At 42.9% G+C, this 20,091-nt stretch carries 11 protein-coding genes and 2 pseudogenes; 6 read left to right on the top strand and 7 right to left on the bottom strand.

The genetic code is table 11. The annotated features are described in order from the left end of the window. Nucleotides 1–97: 97 nt before the first annotated feature. Nucleotides 98–2,086 carry a molecular chaperone HtpG gene (htpG, locus tag G1O98_RS11380; protein ID WP_163928914.1) on the bottom strand — a complete coding sequence of 663 codons (1,989 nt, stop codon included), beginning with the start codon at nt 2,084–2,086 and terminating at the stop codon, nt 98–100. Between the two features lie 268 nt (nt 2,087–2,354). On the opposite strand from htpG, the pseudogene G1O98_RS11375 reads away from it, so the two are divergent. The 3 genes and pseudogenes from G1O98_RS11375 to G1O98_RS39880 all read left to right on the top strand — a co-directional run bounded on the left by G1O98_RS11375 (nt 2,355) and on the right by G1O98_RS39880 (nt 5,751). After that, a pseudogene (locus G1O98_RS11375) lies at nt 2,355–3,680 on the top strand (ATP-binding protein). After that, a complete protein-coding gene (locus G1O98_RS11370; RefSeq protein WP_163928913.1) occupies nt 3,677–5,308 on the top strand; it encodes a tetratricopeptide repeat protein in 1,632 nt (543 codons plus the stop codon). The pseudogene G1O98_RS11375 and the gene G1O98_RS11370 overlap by 4 nt, the downstream one beginning before the upstream one ends. A 62-nt stretch (nt 5,309–5,370) precedes the next feature. Next, nucleotides 5,371–5,751 carry a tetratricopeptide repeat protein gene (locus tag G1O98_RS39880; protein ID WP_163928921.1) on the top strand — a complete coding sequence of 127 codons (381 nt, stop codon included), beginning with the start codon at nt 5,371–5,373 and terminating at the stop codon, nt 5,749–5,751. Nucleotides 5,752–5,893: 142 nt separating this feature from the next. Here G1O98_RS39880 and clpB read toward each other — a convergent pair whose 3' ends face one another. Both clpB and gloA read right to left on the bottom strand, forming a co-directional pair. Further along, the gene (gene clpB / locus G1O98_RS11360; RefSeq protein WP_163928912.1) at nt 5,894–8,536 is read right to left on the bottom strand and encodes an ATP-dependent chaperone ClpB; all 2,643 of its coding nucleotides are present in this window, start codon (nt 8,534–8,536) and stop codon (nt 5,894–5,896) included. Nucleotides 8,537–9,075: 539 nt separating this feature from the next. Further along, nucleotides 9,076–9,510, bottom strand: coding sequence for a lactoylglutathione lyase (gene gloA, locus G1O98_RS11355; protein ID WP_163928911.1), 435 nt, complete (start codon nt 9,508–9,510; stop codon nt 9,076–9,078). 350 nt (nt 9,511–9,860) lie between these two features. Here gloA and eno point away from each other — a divergent pair, with 350 nt between their 5' ends. Then, nucleotides 9,861–11,150 (top strand): phosphopyruvate hydratase, encoded by a 1,290-nt coding sequence (gene eno / locus G1O98_RS11350; protein ID WP_163928910.1) that lies wholly within the window; start codon nt 9,861–9,863, stop codon nt 11,148–11,150. A 73-nt stretch (nt 11,151–11,223) separates the two neighbouring features. Here eno and argC read toward each other — a convergent pair whose 3' ends face one another. Continuing rightward, a complete protein-coding gene (gene argC, locus G1O98_RS11345; RefSeq protein ID WP_163928909.1) occupies nt 11,224–12,282 on the bottom strand; it encodes an N-acetyl-gamma-glutamyl-phosphate reductase in 1,059 nt (352 codons plus the stop codon). A 332-nt stretch (nt 12,283–12,614) separates the two neighbouring features. Here argC and ribBA point away from each other — a divergent pair, with 332 nt between their 5' ends. Then, nucleotides 12,615–14,288 (top strand): bifunctional 3,4-dihydroxy-2-butanone-4-phosphate synthase/GTP cyclohydrolase II, encoded by a 1,674-nt coding sequence (gene ribBA / locus G1O98_RS11340; protein ID WP_163928908.1) that lies wholly within the window; start codon nt 12,615–12,617, stop codon nt 14,286–14,288. A 217-nt stretch (nt 14,289–14,505) separates the two neighbouring features. Here ribBA and G1O98_RS11335 read toward each other — a convergent pair whose 3' ends face one another. From G1O98_RS11335 to G1O98_RS11325, 3 genes and pseudogenes are all read right to left on the bottom strand, one after another. After that, nucleotides 14,506–15,384 (bottom strand): peptidoglycan recognition family protein, encoded by an 879-nt coding sequence (locus G1O98_RS11335; protein ID WP_163928907.1) that lies wholly within the window; start codon nt 15,382–15,384, stop codon nt 14,506–14,508. A gap of 215 nt (nt 15,385–15,599) precedes the next feature. Then, nucleotides 15,600–15,692 (bottom strand): annotated as a pseudogene (locus G1O98_RS39875) (type II toxin-antitoxin system HicB family antitoxin); the annotation flags it as partial. A gap of 20 nt (nt 15,693–15,712) precedes the next feature. Then, the gene (locus G1O98_RS11325; RefSeq protein WP_163928906.1) at nt 15,713–16,852 is read right to left on the bottom strand and encodes a hypothetical protein; all 1,140 of its coding nucleotides are present in this window, start codon (nt 16,850–16,852) and stop codon (nt 15,713–15,715) included. 296 nt (nt 16,853–17,148) lie between these two features. On the opposite strand from G1O98_RS11325, the gene G1O98_RS11320 reads away from it, so the two are divergent. Further along, nucleotides 17,149–19,752: a U32 family peptidase gene (locus G1O98_RS11320; RefSeq protein WP_163928920.1), complete on the top strand. Its 2,604-nt coding sequence runs from the start codon at nt 17,149–17,151 to the stop codon at nt 19,750–19,752. The last annotated feature ends 339 nt before the right edge of the window (nt 19,753–20,091 follow it).

The following is a 20,091-nucleotide window of genomic DNA, read 5'->3' as shown; positions in this document are numbered from 1 at the left end:
GATGAGGGGGAAGGGGAGCAGGGGAGAAATCAATTCAAAATTCAAAATTCAAAATTAAAGAACTTCTGCCCCCTCTTTCCCAATTCCCCATTCCCAACTATTTACTAGCTTGTTCCGTCAGCTTGGTGAGTACCTCATTCGATCGCTCGACGAAAGATTTCATTCCCTCAGCGTCAAATCCTTTCTGAGACATCAGCGCTAAATCGTAGACGTGTTGGCAAATCAAGTTCACTAACTGATCTGTAGACGATTGACCATCACCTTGGATAATAGTACCTTGGTTCAGATTTGCCAGATTTTGAATTAGCGGATGAGCAGTGTTCACCAGCAAAATATGATCTTCGGGAAACTCTGCTGTCCCCTGCTGCATCATGGCGTTCATTTCTCGCAGGCGGCGCAGAATCTCTGGTAAAAGCACCATCGCAGGTGGTGTACCTTGAGGATCATCTGATTTCAACGCTTCGGTACGGATGTTGAGTTTGGGTTTGTTGAGCGATTTCTCAAATAACTCTTTAATCGTCTCACTCCGAGTTTTGTTCGTCTTCGGATCGACAATTTCCTTATCTTTATCTTGTTCCAGCAGAGTATTATCTAAATCTGAGTCTACCCGTGTAAACTTGACATCCTGATATTCCCGCTCTAGGAAGTTGATAAAGTGGGTGTCAATGAAGGAGTCCATAAACAGGACTTCCAATCCTTGATTTTTGTGCAGTTCTATGTATGTAGATTGGGTTGCTTCATCGGTGCTGTAGAAAACCCGGTTTTCGTTGCGTTCTTTGTTGCGTTCTAGATATTCTTTCAGTGTGGTGTAAGGAGCGGTGGGAGTTGAGTTTTCAGCAGTGGGTGAAGGAGTCACATCTTGCCAAGCATCCCCGTCTGAAGACTGGACTTCAACCACTGGAGTTTCAGCAGCAACTTTTTCTGTCAGCTTGGCGGTGGTGCGGAAGACGATGATATCTTCGATTTGCTTTTTGAATTTATCGTCGTTGAGAACGCCGAATTTTACAAAAGTTCCGAGGTCTTTCCAAGCACTGATGTATTGTTCACGATTATCGCGGAAAAGTTCTTTGAGGCGATCGCCTACTTTTTTGGCAATGTAGTCACCAATTCGCTTCACGGTGCGATCGCCTTGCAAGGCACTGCGCGATACGTTTAGCGGAATATCGGTACTATCAATCACACCCCGCATCGGCATCAAAAATTGCGGGATAATTTCTTCGCAGTTGTCACTAACAAAAACTTGATTGCAAAATAGCTTGATCTGTCCTTTGGTAACATCTACATCCGGCCTCATTTTGGGGAAATACAAAATCCCGTTGATGATAAAGGGATAGTCAGTATTTAAATGCACCCACAACAAAGGTTCTTCTTGAAAAGGATACAGATAGCGGTAAAACTCTAAATACTCTTCTTGACTCAGATTACTTGGAGACTCTCGCCACGGTGCTTTTTGCTTATTTACTACCTCACCGTCGAGTTTTATTGGTACTGGCAAGAAATCGCAATAAGTCTTGACAAGGTTTTTAATCCGTGCTGACTCTAGAAATTCCTCTTCTTCTCCTTGCAGACTGAGAGTAATAGTTGTGCCGCGAGTTGTCCGGGACGAATCTTCTAGGGTGAAAGCTGGGGAACCATCGCAAGTCCAGTGAACCGCCTGCGCCCCTTCTTGGTAGGATAAAGTATCAATTTCTACCTTTTGCGCCACCATGAAAGAAGAGTAGAAACCAAGACCAAAGTGCCCAATTATCGGTTGATCTGATTTGCCTTCATACTTATGAATAAATTCTTCAGCACTAGAAAAGGCAACCTGATTGATATATTTCTTAACTTCATCTGCGGTCATCCCGATACCGTTATCGGAAATGGATAGAGTTTTTTTATCTTTGTCAATGGCAATTTCAATTTCCGGTTCGCCGATGTCTCCAGCGTAATCTCCGGCGCGGGATACCATTTTCAGCTTTTGGATAGCGTCTACAGCGTTGGATACGAGTTCCCGCAAGAAAATTTGGTGATCTGAGTAAAGCGACTTCTTAATGATCGGGAAAATATTCTCAGTATGAATACTGATAGTGCCTTGTTCTAGCATAATTGGTAATTTTTCGATGTTAGTATCTGAAATGATGATAGTGGCTTATACAGCCTAGCCCTCTGCTTTCCAGGATAAACCCGGAGAATACAGAAGGACATGATACCAATTAGGATTTTAAAAGCATAGCTTAGGCGATCGCACCTTTTTTAAGCATTGTTTGCCCCCATTTCTGATTCGGATTTCCCTACTTCCTAGTACAGACGCGATTAATCGCGTCTCTGCTTAATCTCCATTATTATGAGCATGATTGCTATATTTTTTACCTATGGTTAATAGTTCAGACCTACTCGCAAAACTCTACAATGCCTTTAACCCCTTTGAACCCTTAGCCGCAGGCGATCCAAAATATGTAGATTGTCAAGATGTGCGGGGAGATGCGGATATTGAGCAAGAGTTGGGAAATCGGATGCGATTAGCAGATACAAATACTTGCCAATTGTATTCTGGTCATCGGGGTGCGGGGAAGTCTACAGAATTACTCAGGTTAAAAAAATATTTAGAAAATCGGGAATTTTATGTTGTGTATTTTGCAGCTGATGAAGAAGATATCGATTCTGAAGATGCCCAATATACAGATATTCTCCTCGCCTGTACCCGCCGTTTGCTCAAAGATTTAAAAGGAATTGCTAGTCCTCGTCCGATACTCGACTGGTTGAAAGATCGTTGGGTAGATTTAAAAGATTTGGCGCAGACTCCCATAGAATTTGAGAGTCTGGGAGTAGAAGCTCAACTTACTCAATTCGCCAAGTTGACCGCAAATTTAAGGGCTGTTCCTGAATTACGCCAGAAGATTCGCCAAAAAATTGATCCTTACACCGTTACTTTAATTCAGGTGTTAAATGAGTTTCTGCTGGATGCAAAACAGCACTTACCTAATGGCTACAATAAACTGGCGGTAATTGTCGATAACTTAGACCGGATGGTGTTAGTAAAAGATGGAGAACGCACCAACTATGAAGAAGTCTTTTTAGACCGTAGCGAACAACTCCAAGCTTTAGATTGCCATTTGATTTACACTGTCCCCATTTCAATGGTCTATTCTACAAGAGCAACAGACCTCAGAGATATCTACGGCGATCCCCAAATTTTGCCGATGATTATGGTAAAAACTTTCGAGGGAGACGTTTATCAGCCAGGACTCGAAAAAGTTAAGGAAGTAATTAAGAAACGAGTCCGGCAAATTGCACCTGAACTATCACTAGAAACGGAAATTTTCGACAGTCCCCAAACCTTAGACAGACTTTGTTTAATGAGTGGAGGTCATGTGAGGAATTTGCTATTGTTAACTCAAGATGCTATTGGACGCAGTGAGGAATTACCTGTTTCAGAAAAGGCGGTGCGACGAGCAATTACTCAAGCCAGAGATACTTATCGCCGCACTGTGGAAAATCATCAATAGTGTTTGTTAGCGGAAGTGTCTTGTTCTAAGCGCATCATTAATGATGATCGGTATCGCAGTTTAATGTATAACCGTTGTCTTTTAGAATACCGCTATTTGGATGATGATGGAGAAATGCAGCGTTGGTATGATATTCATCCATTGATTCAAAGAATTCCAGAATTTAAAGAAGCCGTAGCGAAACTTCCATGAACCCAAATTTAAGCGATTGGGATGATGATTTACCCCCAGAGCCAGAAGAAGCTTATCAAGACTTGCTTCGCGCACTGAAGCGAAAATCAGGATTTGGTTTATTTTTTGTGCAATGTACACCTGGGGAAGCAGACAATTTTATTGTCAAACTTCCCCAGGAGATTCCACAGAAAAAGATTGCAGTTTTGCGGTTGGTTGAGGCGATTGATAATTTATATCAGCCAGTAGTAGAGTTTATTAAAGGCAAGGAAATTGATATTTTATTAATTAAAGGTCTGGAATATTCTTTATATAAGTATGAAAAAAGAAGTTTTGGGGAAATTACAGAAGGACAATTTGGGAATTTAACCAGTGTTCCGCATATTTTAAATCATTTAAACCAACAGCGAGAACGCTTTAGAGATGATTTCTCATTTTGCTTTGTCTTTCTTTTACGTTCATTTTCAATCAACTATTTAATTCATCGCGCACCAGATTTTTTTGATTGGCGTTCTGGTGTATTTGAATTACCGACAACACCAGAGGTAGTAGAACAAGAATCAACCCGTCTACTTTTGGAAGGAGACTATGAGGAATACTTGAAACTCAGCCCCGAACAAAAAATTGAGAAGGTCTTGGAAATTCAAGACTTACTGACAGAAAAACATCAGCCAGATAATCAGAAGCCAAGGTTACTATTTAAACTGGGAAATTTATTATATGCTGCTAATGAATACGAAGCAGCGATCGCATCCTACGACCAAGCACTTAAATTTAAACCAGATTTACACCAAGCTTGGAACAATCGGGGCATTGCGCTACGCAATTTAGAACGCAATGAAGAAGCGATCGCATCCTTCGATAAAGTACTGGAAATTAAACCAGATGACCACCAAGCTTGGAGCAAACGGGGCATTGCGCTAGGCAATTTAGGACACCATGAAGAAGCCATCGCATCCTTCGATAAGGTACTGGGAATTAAACCAGATGACCACCAAGCTTGGGGCAAACGAGGCATTGCGCTAGGCAATTTAGGACACCATGAAGAAGCTATCGCATCCTTCGATAAGGTACTGAAAATTAAACCAGATGACCACCAAGCTTGGGGCAACCGGGGCATTGCACTAGGCAATTTAGGACACCATGAAGAAGCTATCGCATCCTATGACCAAGCACTAACAATTGAACCAGATAACTATGTAGCTTGGAATAATCGAGGTTCTTTGCTGTGCGATGATCTGCAACGTCATGAAGAAGCGATCGCATCTTTTGAACAAGCACTGAAATTAAAACCAGATGATTACGAAGCTTGGAACGGTAAAGGTAATGCGTTATTTAATTTAGGACGTAATGAAGAAGCGATCGCCAGTTTTGATGAAGCGCTGAAAATTCAACCAGACTACCATCATGCTTGGAAAAATAGAGGTTATGCGTTATACGGATTATTGCGTTATAATGAAGCATTCGCTAGTTTTGATAAAGTCCTGAAAATTCAACCCAATGACTATCAATGCTGGAACAACCAAGGCTATTTATTGCTTAAAAAATACTCTTCTGAAGGAATGATTCCTATTTATGAAAAAGCGCTAGAAATTGGTTTTATTTTCCAAGATTCTCTTAACAAAAAAATCCTTTACTATCTGACTTAGAACACTGCAAAGAAGCTTTCAATAATTTTAATAAAGTTCTTGAACTTAAACCAGATTTTGAAATTACCTGGACAAATAGAGGCTTTGCACTTTATTACTTAGGCCGATATGAAGAAGCTATAGAAAGTTGTAATAAAGCTCTTGAGTTGAAATATGATGACTACGTTGCATGGTCTAATAAAGGCTTTGCACTAATGAAGTTAGAACACTATAAAGAAGCTATTGTCAGTTTTGATAAAGTTATAGAGATTAAACCTGATAATCATACCGCTTGGTACAACAAGGCTTGCTGTTATGTATCACAGAATAATGTCGAATTAGCATTTAAAAATCTACAACAGGCTATCAACCTAAATCCCGATAAATATCGTGAGATAGCAAAAACTGACTTAGATTTTGATGGTATTCGGGAGGATGAGCGCTTTCAAGCTTTAATTCAATAAAAGATGTAGCAATAGTTTTAAGCCTTTGAAATTTTAAGTAGTTTAAATTAAAAGCGATCGCTGCTAAAAAGTACATCATAAAATAATTCACGGTTACACGGACTTTGTTTGTGTAACCGTGAATTCTAATCACCTTCTCCGACTATGTAGCAATCTGTGGTACTGACACCTTCACCAGCACCTTTTTGCTAAAAGACAGACCGTTCTCATTTTTGTCAATGATAATCGTGTCTCCAGAGATAAAAGTATTCTCCAATAACTTGGTGGCGAGGGGGTTTTCTACTTCTCGCTGAATTGCGCGTTTGAGTGGACGCGCACCATAAACAGGGTCATAGCCTGATTCCACAAGGTGATCGCAAGCTGCTTGGGATATCTCAAAGAATATTTTTTGCTCGCGCAAGAGATTTTCTACCCGCTTGAGTTGAATACGGATGATTTGCCGCATTTCTGTGCGATTTAGGGTATGGAAGAGAATAATATCATCGACGCGGTTGAGAAATTCTGGGCGGAAATGCGATCGCAAACCTTCCATTACCCGCTTCCGCATCGTTTCATACTGAGAATCATTACCCGATACATCCAAGATATGTTCGCTACCTATGTTACTGGTCATCACAATAACGCTGTTGCGGAAATCTACCGTTCTTCCTTGAGAGTCAGTAATTCTCCCATCATCCAATACCTGCAATAAAATATTAAACACATCGGGGTGCGCCTTTTCCACTTCATCCAGCAGCACCACTGAGTAGGGACGGCGGCGGACTGCCTCGGAAAGTTGACCGCCTTCTTCATAGCCTACGTATCCTGGAGGCGCTCCCACTAAGCGAGAAACTGAGTGTTTTTCCATATACTCAGACATATCTAAGCGCACCAAGGCATCATCAGAATCAAAGAGAAACTGAGCTAAAGCGCGGGCGAGTTCTGTTTTGCCTACTCCTGTAGGGCCCATGAACAAAAATGAACCAATGGGACGCGAGGGGTCTTTCATCCCCGCACGGGCGCGGCGAATGGCTGCTGCTACGGCTTCTACAGCCTCTTCTTGCCCAATGACTCGTTGATGTAAATGACTTTCTAATTGCAGCAATTTTTGCCGTTCTGATTCCAATAAGCGATTGACGGGAATTCCTGTCCATTTAGCGACGATTTCGGCAATATCGGCTTCGGTGACTTGTTCTCGCAGCAATGTCGAACCTTGGTTTTGAATTTCTAAAAGGCTCGCTTCTTTGGCTTCGCGCTCGTGCTGCACTCCTTCCAATTTCCCATACTTCAATTGGGCAGCTTTATTTAAGTCATAAGCACGTTCCGCCTGTTCAATTTGCACCCGCAGCGCATCTTCTTCTTTCTTTAAGGCGCTGATCGCCTCTAATATCTGCTTTTCACCTTGCCATTGCTCGTTAAAAACTTGCTGTTTTTCGGTCAAATTGGCGATTTCTTGCTCAATACGCTCCAAACGTTCTTTAGTTTGGGGAGTGCCCTTTTCTTCGCCAGCTAATGACAGCTTTTCCATTTCTAACTGCATGAGGCGGCGATCGATGGTTTCCAATTCTGCTGGTTTGGAGGTAATCTCCATTTTCAACTGTGCTGCTGCTTCATCCACCAAATCGATGGCTTTATCTGGTAAGAAGCGATCGCTAATATAACGCGCTGATAGAGTTGCTGCTGCTACCAAAGCCGAATCAGAAATTTTGACATTGTGATGCACTTCATAGCGTTCTTTCAACCCCCGCAGAATGGAAATAGTATTTTCCACACTTGGCTGATCGACAAATACTTGCTGAAAGCGGCGTTCTAAAGCAGCATCTTTCTCAATGTGTTTGCGGAACTCGTCGAGGGTAGTTGCGCCAATGCAACGCAGTTCTCCCCGCGCCAGCATTGGTTTGAGCAGATTTCCGGCATCCATTGCTCCTTGTTGGCTGGAACCTGTACCGACTACGGTATGTAATTCGTCGATAAATAGGACAATTTGACCGTTAGAGTCCATAACTTCTTTGAGGACAGCTTTCAGGCGTTCTTCAAATTCTCCTCGCAATTTTGCCCCAGCAATTAAACTACCGATGTCTAAAGAGATCAGTTGGCGGTTTTTCAGAGATTCGGGAACATCACCGTTTACCATCCTTTGTGCTAAAGCTTCTGCGATCGCAGTTTTACCTACCCCAGGTTCACCAATCAATACGGGGTTATTTTTGCTCCGACGAGACAATACTTGAATTACCCGCCGAATTTCGTCATCTCGCCCAATTACTGGGTCGAGTTTTCCAGCTTTTGCCTGTTCTGTTAAATCTCTGCCAAATTTTTGTAAAGCTTCATAGCGCGATTCTGGGCTTTGATCTGTTACCTTTTGGCTACCGCGAACGGCTTTGATAGTAGCTTCTAGTTTAGCTGCGTCTACACTAAAGCTTTTGAGGATCTTTCGTCCAATGCGATCGTCTTCAGCAAAAGCCAAAAGTATATGTTCTACGGAAATGTAGGAGTCTTTCATCCTGACTCTAGCTTCCTCAGCTTTATCTAGTAAAACATCTAAACTACGGCTAAGATAAAGCTGATCGCTTTTACCAACTTTGGGCTGACGTTGAATAAAGGCTTCTAGCTGCTGTTGAAAGCGGATTGGATCGACCTCAGATCGAGCCAGGATACGTATTGCTAGGCTAGTGGGTTCTTCTAACAGGGCAATAATTAAATGTTCGACATCTAGTTGCTGTTGTTGATAAGCACGGACAATATCCTGAGATTTAACAATTGCTTCCCAGGCTTTATCAGTAAATTTATTTGGATCTGTAGGTTGCATCTTTATAATTTTGGAATTTTGATTTTTAGTTTAGGGATTGGGCATTGGTAATGGGGGATTGGGAACTGGGGATTGGGAACTGGGGATTGGAAAACTTTTACCTAGTCACTAATTCCTAGTCCCTAGTCCTCAGTCCCTAATTATCCAAACATTCTCAGCGTATATCCGCGTGTATCTCCAGTGGCAATTTAGGAATGGTAATTTGGTGATAGTTTAATCTACTACCTATTTCCTAATTTAAAACGAAAACACTGTTCTGAACGGACTTTGCCAGATGATGTTATTGGAGCGATGCCTACGACGGCTACGCCTACGCTCTTAGGAATACGGATACACTAATAGGATTTACGCAGAGGATATGCCCTAACCCGCCTAAAAAGCGGAGGCAAAAAGCGAAAAGTATCGCGCGTCTCGCTCTTAAGCAAAACTTGCTGCCCAGATCCCCGACTTCTTCAAGAAGTCGGGGATCTAAATCCAGCTTCAGTAAGTGAAATTCCACCCTAGCGATAATTTATTTTTTGGGAAATCCCTTATAAGAATTACTGACTCACAAGTTGCTCTTGTGATTCCTGTTTGGCTGCTGAACCTTGAGATCCTAGTTGAATCAGTTCAATTTTATATCCATCTGGATCTTCCACAAAAGCAATTACTGTCGAACCATGTTTCATCGGTCCTGGTTCGCGCACGACTTTACCGCCCTGATTGCGGATTTCTTCACAGGTAGCGTAAATATCATCAACCCCAAGGGCAATGTGACCATAAGCATTACCCAATTCGTACTTTTCCACGCCCCAGTTGTAGGTTAGTTCGATCACTGCGTTGTCGCTTTCGTCACCATAGCCCACAAAAGCCAGGGTAAATTCTCCCCCTGGATAATCTTTCCGGCGTAGTAATTTCATACCCAAAAGGTCACAGTAAAATTTCAACGACTCTTCCAGATTTCCTACCCGTAGCATTGTATGTAGTAATCGCATATTGACCTTTTCTGTGTAATTGATTTAGTGTTATTCTCTGCCTGCCAACATTTTACCTAGCTGAAAGTCTTCAGGTAGAAATGCCATCAGGGAAAGAATTAATTGAAAGAAGGAGAGGGCAATTAGTTTTCCTTCTGCCTCCTGCCGACGCTCGCGGACTCGCTACCGCTGCGCTATCCTGCCTCCTGCCTTCATTGATTCCCTTACCCGTTTTTGGTCTTGTTCCCTATCCATACAATGGAAATCTTCTTTAATCTCAGCCAATAAAGTCTCTTAACAGCATAAGCTAGCGATTGGGTTAGGCAACTGGACTGGGTGCGTAACACACTCGAATAAAGGATAAAGTACAGATGAGTAAATTTTTAGACACTGCCATTGAAGCGATCGCAGCCCGTGAAATTCTTGATTCACGCGGTAGACCAACAATTGAAGCCGAAGTGCATTTAGCCAATGGTGTTGTCGGACTAGCGCAGGTTCCCAGTGGTGCTTCCACAGGCACTTTTGAGGCTCATGAACTGCGTGATGGCGATAAAAGCCGTTATGGGGGCAAAGGCGTACTCAAGGCAGTACAAAACGTCAAAGAAGCGCTTGCACCAAAATTACTAGGCTTGGATGCCCTCAACCAAGAACTCCTAGACCGCACTATGATCGCCATCGATGGTTCTCCTAACAAATCCAATTTGGGCGCAAATGCGATTTTGGGGGTTTCTCTAGCAGCAGCCAAAGCAGGTGCTGAATCTTTAGATATTCCTCTATATCGCTATTTGGGTGGCCCTTTAGCGAATTTGCTCCCAGTGCCATTGATGAACGTAATTAACGGTGGCGCACACGCATCAAACAACGTGGACTTTCAAGAGTTTATGATTGTCCCAATTGGCGCAACTTCTTTTCGGGAAGCATTGCGCTGGGGTGCAGAGGTGTTTGCTACCCTCAGTCAAGTATTAGATGAGAAGGGTTTGCTTACTGGTGTAGGCGATGAAGGCGGTTTTGCCCCGAACCTAGAATCTAATCAAGTGGCTTTGGAATTGCTGGTTGCTGCCATTAAGAAAGCTGGTTACAAGCCAGGTGAAGAAGTAGCTTTGGCTTTGGATGTGGCTGCTAGCGAATTTTACAAAAATGGTCAGTATGTTTACGATGGTAAACCTCACGCCCCGGCTGAGTTTATTGATTATTTAGGACAACTTGTTGACCAATACCCAATTGTTTCAATTGAGGATGGTTTACATGAAGAAGATTGGCAAAGTTGGCAATTGCTGACCCAGAAGTTAGGTTCGCGGGTGCAATTGGTAGGGGATGATTTGTTTGTAACGAACGCTACTCGTTTGCAAAGAGGGATTCAGGAAAAAGCCGCTAACGCCATTTTGATTAAACTCAATCAAATTGGTTCTCTCACCGAAACCTTGGAAACGATTGATTTGGCAACACGTAACAGCATCCGTTCAGTAATTAGCCATCGTTCTGGTGAAACCGAAGACACAACGATCGCTGATTTAGCCGTAGCAACCCGTGCCGGTCAAATCAAAACAGGTTCCCTCTGTCGCAGTGAACGGGTAGCAAAATATAATCGCTTGCTGCGAATTGAAGATGAACTAGGCGATCGCGCCGTTTATGCTGGTGCTGTAGGTTTAGGGCCGAAGTAGGGACTGGGGACTAGGGACTGGGGACTAGGGACTAGGGCAAGAATTTTTCCCAATCCCCATTCCCCATTCCCCATCATGGATAAAACCCCAACTTGGGCAACCCCAAAGTTTCATCCCAGCCCATCATTAGGTTTAGACATTGAATCGCTTGACCCGCCTGCCCTTTAATTAGATTGTCAATTGCCGACATGACAATCACTCGACCTGTGCGCGAGTCAACTTCTACGCCGATGTAACAAAGATTGCTGCCGTTAGCCCATTTGGTTTGAGGGTAAATGCCGCTACCGCAGACTTTTACCCAAGGAGAGTTGCGGTAGAAGGCTGAGAAAATTGTGATTAAGTCATCTCGCACTAGACCGGGATCGCTCATTTTGGCATAAACCGTTGCCAAAATACCGCGTACCATTGGGACAAGATGCGGTGTAAATTGGATCATCAGTTCGTGACCAGCTAAGTCACTGCAAATTTGCTCAATTTCTGGGGTATGACGGTGACGGCCGATATTGAAAGCTGCGATGGAATTATCTGCTTCAGATAGTAATAAGTTGGTTTGAGGTTGCCGTCCACTGCTAGATGTGCCAGCCTTGGCATCGATAATAGCTGTTTCTGGGACGATTAAGCCTTGCTTTAAGAGTGGCGAAAGTGCAAGGAGACTAGCAGTGGGATAGGAACCAGGACAGCCAATAAGTTGAGCTTCGGCAATGCGATCGCGATAAAGTTCTGGTAATCCATAAACTGCTGTAGCTGCAATGGTGCGATCGCTTCTCTCAATGCCATACCAATTTGTATAAGTTGTCAAATCCCTGAACCGATAGTCTGCACTCAGATCCAGGACTTTACATCCTTTTTCTAATAGTTTGGGCGCGATTTGGCAAGCCAGACCATTTGGTAAAGACAGGAAAACTACTTCACAGCGATGAGCAATTAGTTCTGGTTCTACCGCTTCTATTGGTAGATTAGTGGCATGAGCCAGATGCGGGTACAAATCCCCAAAGGATTTACCGATACTACTCTCACCACCTAAATAAACCAGTTCGACTTCTGGATGATCCATCAGTAGCCGTACTAACTGTACTTCGCCATAGCCCGACGCGCCAATAATCCCAACGGGTACGCGTCTAAATTTGCCCATGATCTGAAATCCTTATCCCATGAATAGTTAATTCGTTCTCAGCTATCAACAATATCAGCGACTAGACTCTTAGCGTACAAAACACCTAAAACCCCTCTACTTTTTTTGGATGGAAAGTAAGAGGACGCGGCGAAGTGACAAAATATTCTATTTGTCCCCCTTATCCTGTTCATTCTTGGCTGTCGCTGCACTTTTAATCCCCATTTTGAACGGCAAAAATTTTTGCCCTGTTATCAAATCATTGCTAGTCTACTTCTCTGCCTTATAAAGGAGCTACAATCTAAAAGAAGAAATTGTAAAAAAAATTTACGTTGGTAGCTGGAAATCTTTCTGTGTCACAGCCTAATCCTACCCAAGCTTTTAAATTTGATTCGATTGATGCCGCTTTAGCAGACCTAAAAGCTGGTCGTGTAATTGTAGTGGTAGATGATGAAAATAGAGAAAATGAAGGCGACTTAATTTGTGCTGCCCAATTTGCCACACCCGACACGATTAATTTCATGGCGGTGGAAGCTAGAGGGCTGATCTGTTTAGCAATGACAGGCGATCGCTTAGACGAGCTAGACTTACCTTTGATGGTAAGCAACATTACAGATCCTAACCAAACTGCCTTCACTGTTAGCATTGATGCTGGCCCAGAATTGGGTGTCACGACTGGCATCTCAGCAGAAGACCGCGCCCGCACTATCCAGGTTACTCTCAATCCAGCCACAAAACCTACCGATTTACGTCGTCCTGGTCATATTTTCCCCATTCGGGCAAAAGCTGGCGGTGTACTCAAACGCGCAGGGCATACGGAAGCGGCTGTAGACTTATCTCGACTAGCAGGGCTATATCCAGCCGGGGTAATTTGTGAAATTCAAAACCCCGATGGTTCAATGGCGCGGTTGCAACAGTTATTTGAATATGCCAAACGTCACAATTTAAAAATAATTAGTATTGCGGATTTAATCAGCTATCGCCTACAGCACGATCGCCTGGTGTATCGTGAGGTAATTACTAAGCTGCCTAGTCAATTCGGGCAGTTTGAAATTTACGCCTACCGCCATACCCTGGATAATACAGAACACGTTGCAATTGTCAAAGGAGATCCAGGTAACTTCAAAGATGAGCCAGTAATGGTGCGGATGCACTCAGAATGCTTAACTGGTGATGCTTTGGGTTCTTTGCGCTGCGATTGTCGGATGCAGTTAGAAGCTGCGCTGAAGATGATTGAGGCTGCTGGTCAAGGTGTAGTTGTATACCTGCGTCAAGAAGGGCGGGGCATCGGCTTGATTAACAAGCTAAAAGCCTACTCGTTGCAGGATATGGGACTGGATACAGTTGAAGCAAATGAGCGTTTGGGATTTCCTGCTGACTTGCGAGACTACGGGATGGGCGCACAAATGCTGATGGATTTGGGCATCAAAAAGATTCGTTTGATTACCAATAATCCCCGTAAGATTGCTGGAGTTAAGGGCTATGGATTGGAAGTAGTCGATCGCGTGCCATTGTTAATTGAAGCAACCGACTACAATTCTTATTACCTAGCGACAAAGGCGAAAAAGCTGGGTCACATGCTGTTACAGACTTATCTGGTGACAGTAGCAATCCATTGGCAAGATGACCCGGAAGCTGTGACAGAACGTTATGAACGCTTAGAAAAACTGCGACATTTAGCGAAAAGTAATGATTTATTGTTACAAGAAGAAGCGCGTCCGTTAGCGATCGCTATATTTGACGAGCCATCTTTGACAGTACACTTGGGTTTTGATCAAGCAAAAGTTGCTAGCTCTGATTGGTATCAACAAAGTGGCCATCCTTATATACAAGCTATCTTCCAAATTCTGGATAACCTCGCCACCTTGCCATACATCCAGAAACTAGAATTTCTGATTTCTTCTGGTTGCGATCCCTTGAGTAATTTACAAGTCCAACTGGATCGGCAGACATTCTCGGATGGTACACTGCCTTCGTCGATTAGCGATCGCCTAGAAAAGCAGCAAATCTATAGCTTTAGCAAATAGCCTGGTTCAATAAATTTTGTAGTGGCATGGCAAGACTAAAATAGTGCATTAGACGTAGGTTGGGTGAAGCGGAGCGCAACCCAACATATATCAGAATGTGGGTTACGCACAGCCTCCAACGCCACTTGCTACAATGCGGGAAACCCGTGCAACGCAGTGGCTCCCCAACCTACAATTTTTTGCAACATTTTAGTCTTGCCATGTCATTACGAATAAATTATTTACTTGCTCTATAAATTGGTCTAACCTGACGAAAAGTATTAAGTAAACTCAGAAATTTATTACCATCAAAATTTATTGGGTCAACTTTTTTACCAGAACGGTCTACGAGATGATGGGTAGTAATTCGATAGTCTGGAACTTGACTTTGAGCAATTAACCAAGCAAGAGACTTATATTGAGCCTCCGTGTAGCCGCTATGGGTTTGTTGGCTGTTACTGTCATAACTATCTGGCGGTGTTTCCAAAGAAACGTGATAAGCAAAATTATTCACAGATGCAGGTAACTTTGGATTGGTCTGCACAGTTTCCAATCCCTGTGGACTCTCAAATACTGAGTTAGCTGCACCAAAAGCCCGCTTTTCTGGCGGTACTAAATAAACCACCGTTCCATCTAATTTGATTAAGGCGTGGTAACTTGCCTGTACACTTTCATCGTTATGGGCTACTTGAAAGAAATTAATGGCGCTAGAAGCAGAATAACCAGTTTCATGGAGGACGATAATCGGTTGGTTGTGAAGAGGTATACCATTAGCATCTTGGGCGTACCGTTCTCCATAGTTACTAGGATCAACCGAAGCAACTTGATAACTAGGTCTGTACTTTGCAAAAGCTTGAGTAGTTATGTACCTTGATACAGGCTTGTTAGTCTTGACTGGGGACTTGATAACACGTTGAGATTTTTTCTCTGGCTCTTTCGCTGATTGGAATTGCACCTGCGGATATTGACTGAAGGCCATAACCCGTGGATTAGATACATGGGATGTTGTCGGATTATTCTGTAATTTTGTCGCTCGTCCAATTAGCAGCACTACAATTACAGCCATGAACATCAGCGAGATTAGTAACACCCTAGTCGCCCAGTCTTTAAACCTCATTTTTCTAATACCCGTAAAACGGTAGATATTAACTTATAGCTAAACTGCCATGTCTTTAGTAGAGGCGCACTTCCGTAAACCCCTACCGTAGATGGTATCCAAACGATAATCACTATAACACTTTAATTCTAGTCAAATATACGTTACTAGTATATGTTGGAATGCTAAATAATCGTTTTAGACGCTTCCTCTGTCTAGGGAGTTATTTAAACTTCATAACTTTTGCCATGAGTATGGAATTGCTGCCAAAGAAATTCCGGTAAGTATACCAAGTAGCAATTATCCTCATTTGACTATTGAATAACCATACTTAGCGATCGCTCATTTATTATTTCTGTATATCTAAATTGTTTAAACCACTAAGTTTAGGAAAATTTTCTAACTCAAACTCGTTTTGTATAAGCTGGGAAATATTCTTCATTGTTTCAGGCAGAGCAAAAGCCATAAGAGTATTGAGTGTAGTTTTTGCAATTCCCCCACTCTGAGGTTCTGGATGACCTATGCTTCGCAGAATATCAGAAAGTTTTATTGAGGGGCGAGAGTGAACTTTGAAAGTTAATCTATCTTGATTTGCAAAACGTATGTACCAATCGTAGTCTGCTATAGTATTTAGCTTAATATCTTGGTTGCCACCTATGAATTCAAGATGTTCAAGGTCTATTAATTCAATATCTTCAATATTGGGTTTGAATAATTCTCTTAATTTGTGCATCCCATCATTCCAAGTCACATCTTCTGCTGAAAAAATAACTTTAGAGTCTAATTTTCTCTGTAAATTGCGTCCCTTACAAAGACTTCGATTTAATAGGGCATATTGGTAGAGGATTTCTGGCATTTCTACCCCAAGAGTATATAAACTGCGTCTTTCACAAAATACATGAGCTTCATCACGAAGTTGATTTATTAGTAAACCAATATCTTTAGTAGCAAAACTTGTGTAATCTCCTCCTTTAGCTTCAAACGCATCAGCTTTAGCTCTGACACTAAAGGAAAGAGCCACAAATAATGGTAATCTTTCAGGTTTTCCTGCATCAATACGATTAAGTTGAGTTCTCAACCAAGCTTCTAAATCTTCGGCTCTCTCAATAAGCTGATCTGCTTCCAGTGATTCAGGTAGCATATAACTGAACCGCTCATAAGCTTTAAGTAATTTGAAGGTTCGAGTCTCAAACTCTTCTCTACACCTACGAGCTTCTAAATCTTTAACTTCCGCTACAACATTTTGAAAACCTGTACGCATTTCCTCACGTAAAATATTCATTTGCTGTGCTAAGTTAGACTGATTGCAAATTAATAATTCAAGAGTGCGGTGTTGAACAGTAAGGGCATTTTGAATGCTATTAAAACATAATTGAATCTGTTCATGATTTCGGTCTAATTTCTTTGTGACCTTGTGAAGTTGAGCAGCATTGTAAATGCCAACACCAAGATTGAGTATATTTACTCCCAGATTAGCAATGTTAAACATATCAAAATTAGCTGGTTGAACAGATTGGATTGTCTCTCCAGTCGAATGATGGCGGGTACACCAAGTACCTGCTTTACCTATGAATACCTCGTATTCCGAGGCATCTCCTCCCTTAAACGGATATGGTTCGGGTTTCTGAGTGAAAGGATTAACCATATTTGTTTGCCAACATAGACTTAATCTCAGTATTCCCAGGAATTATTTTGGTGTATCGCTCGTTCTATACAAAAGAGCGATCGCACCATCCCCCACCAACTTCGATAAAATCACTATGGTGCTACTTAACCCTAAATCTGATGAAAAGCGATCGCCTCTCTTCCCCTTCTTCTCTTCAACGTCCTGAACTACTTGCGCCAGCAGGTAATTGGGACTGTGCTAAAGCTGCTGTGGAAAATGGGGCAGATGCGATTTATTTCGGTTTGGATCGCTTCAACGCCAGAATGCGGGCAGAAAATTTTACTGAGGCAGACTTACCCCAATTAATGACATTTCTGCACCGTCGCGGCGTAAAGGGTTATGTCACCGTCAACACACTCATATTTCCCAAAGAATTAGTAGAAGCGCAGCAATATCTCCGCACAATTATTGCCGCAGGTGTGGATGCCGTCATTGTTCAAGATGTCGGAATTTGTCGTCTCATCCGTCACCTCTCGCCTGATTTTCCCATCCATGCTTCCACCCAAATGACCATCACTAGTGCGGCTGGGGTGGAATTTGCTAAGTCCCTCGGCTGTCAATTGGTGGTGCTGGCGCGTGAATGTTCTCTTCAGGAAATCAATAAAATTCAGCAGCAGATTGCCCAACAAGAAACTTCGCTGCCCTTGGAAGTTTTTGTTCATGGTGCTTTGTGCGTGGCGTATTCTGGTCAGTGTTTGACTAGCGAAGCTTTAGGCGGACGTTCTGCTAACCGAGGTGAATGTGCCCAAGCTTGCCGGATGCCCTACGATTTAATCGCTGATGGGGAAGTTGTAAATTTAAAAGAACGCAAATATTTACTCAGTCCTCAAGACTTAGCAGGGTTAGATGTTTTGCCCGATTTGGTGAAATCAGGAGTAACTTGTCTCAAAATTGAAGGTCGCCTAAAAGCTCCAGAGTATGTTGCTAATGTCACCCGTGTTTATCGACAAGCCCTAGATCGGGTGATGGAGGAGATCCCCCCTAACCCCCCTTCAAAAGGGGGGAAAATAGCGCCCCTTGTTAAGGGGAGTTGGGGGGATCTTCCACTTAATCAAGAACACTACAACCTAGAGATGGCATTTTCTCGCGGACTCTACACGGGTTGGTTTGGCGGGATTAATAATCAAGAACTAGTTCACGCCCGCTTTGGTAAAAAACGTGGGGTTTATTTAGGTGAAGTCACCCGCATCCACAACGAACAGGTGACAGTCAAACTGGAAGCACCTGTAAAACCAGGGGATGGAATTGTATTTGACTGCGGTCATCCAGAAGCAAAGGAAGAAGGCGGCCGGGTTTATGCTGTGGTGTCCAAGGGTAAAGAAGCAATGCTGACCTTTGGTCAAAATGACTTGAACCTACGCCGAGTGCATATAGGCGATCGCATTTGGAAAACCAGCGATCCCGAACTCGATAAGCAACTGCGTCAAAGTTTTGTCGGCGAGAATCCACAATTTCAGCGTCCCATTGATGTTGAGGTTTATGGAGAAATTGGTCAGCCATTGATTGCGATCGCCCGCGATCGACTTGGTAATATTGTCCAGGTAGAATCTGCAATTTCTCTGGTGGAGGCGCACACTAAACCCTTAGATACAGAACGTTTACAAGAACAATTCGGTCGTCTCGGTAACACGCCTTTCGTTTTGGAAAAACTAACCAACCACCTCAGCACTTCCCTTATGCTACCCGTAAGTGAATTGAACCGGATGCGGCGGGAAATTGTGGTGCAGTTGGAAGAATTACGAAGTCAACCTAAACGCTGGCAATTACGTTCTGATGTCTCTTTCCAAGATTTACTTCCCTCTTCATCTTCCTTATCCCTCTCCTCTCCTTCACTGATCGTCTTAGTACGAAACCTCAAGCAACTCCAAGCCGCCCTCAAAGCTGGGATTGAAACACTTTACTGTGAATTTGAAGATCCTCGCACCTACCGAGAAGCGGTGCAAATGGTTCGCCAACAACAGCAAAAAAACAAAGCAGACAATTCTTCACTTTTAACTGATAACTCACCACTCCCCACAATCTGGGTTGCACCACCCCGAATTACTAAACCTGGTGAAAATTGGATTTTGCAGCAGGTACGTACCTGTGAAGCAGATGGCTATCTGATACGAAACTATGACCAATTGCAATTCTTTTCTCAAGACCGTTGTATTGGAGATTTTTCGCTCAATGTTGCTAACCCCTTGACGGCAGACTACTTTCAGCAACGCTTTGCTTTAGAACGGTTGACGGCATCTTATGACCTGAATATTACCCAACTGCAAGACCTGCTTACCAGTTGTCCACCCCAGTGGTTTGAGGTGACAATCCATCAACATATACCGATGTTTCACATGGAACACTGCGTATTCTGTGCTTTTCTATCGACAGGTACAGATCATACTAACTGTGGACGACCTTGTGAAAAGCAGGAAGTAAAATTAAAAGATCGTGTAGGCAGCGAACATGTCCTCAAGGCAGATGTAGGTTGCCGCAATACTGTATTTAACGGTACAGCCCAAACTGGAGCCGAGTACGTACAGCGTCTGATAGAGATGGGATTACGTCACTTTCGTATCGAGTTTGTAAATGAAACCCCTGATCAAGTGACTAAAATAATACATCGCTATCGTCAATTATTGCAAGGTGAAATTACAGGTTCCCAACTATGGCGCGAGTTGAAGCTGCAAAATCAATTGGGCGTAACTCGTGGCCCTATGAGAGTATCTGCATTGCGCTCATAATTCATTTTATGAACACCCAGCTTGGGAAAGTGCTTTAGGAGCATTTAAGAACATCATTATTGCATGAAATAATTTTGCCTTAAAACCAACAAAGTCAACAGCCTAGCTTCAGACTCCTTCTGAGCAGGAGAGGTATTTTCTTCCCCCCTGCTTCTCTTCTTCTCCTGCCTCCCCTGCTCTCTTCGGTGAGCAACAAATACAATTAATTCGCGTCCTGGAGGAACATCTCAAGCCGACGCTGTATCAACAAGAAAGTTAAACATCAGACTATTGAATAATTCGCATCGTTGCCATTAAAGTTTAAATTGTGCGAATTTTTACTAATGCCTTAATTACGAA

The sequence above is a fragment of the Nostoc sp. UIC 10630 genome (assembly GCF_010747425.1).
GTDB lineage: Bacteria > Cyanobacteriota > Cyanobacteriia > Cyanobacteriales > Nostocaceae > Nostoc.
This window is presented reverse-complemented; position numbering and strand designations above follow the sequence as displayed.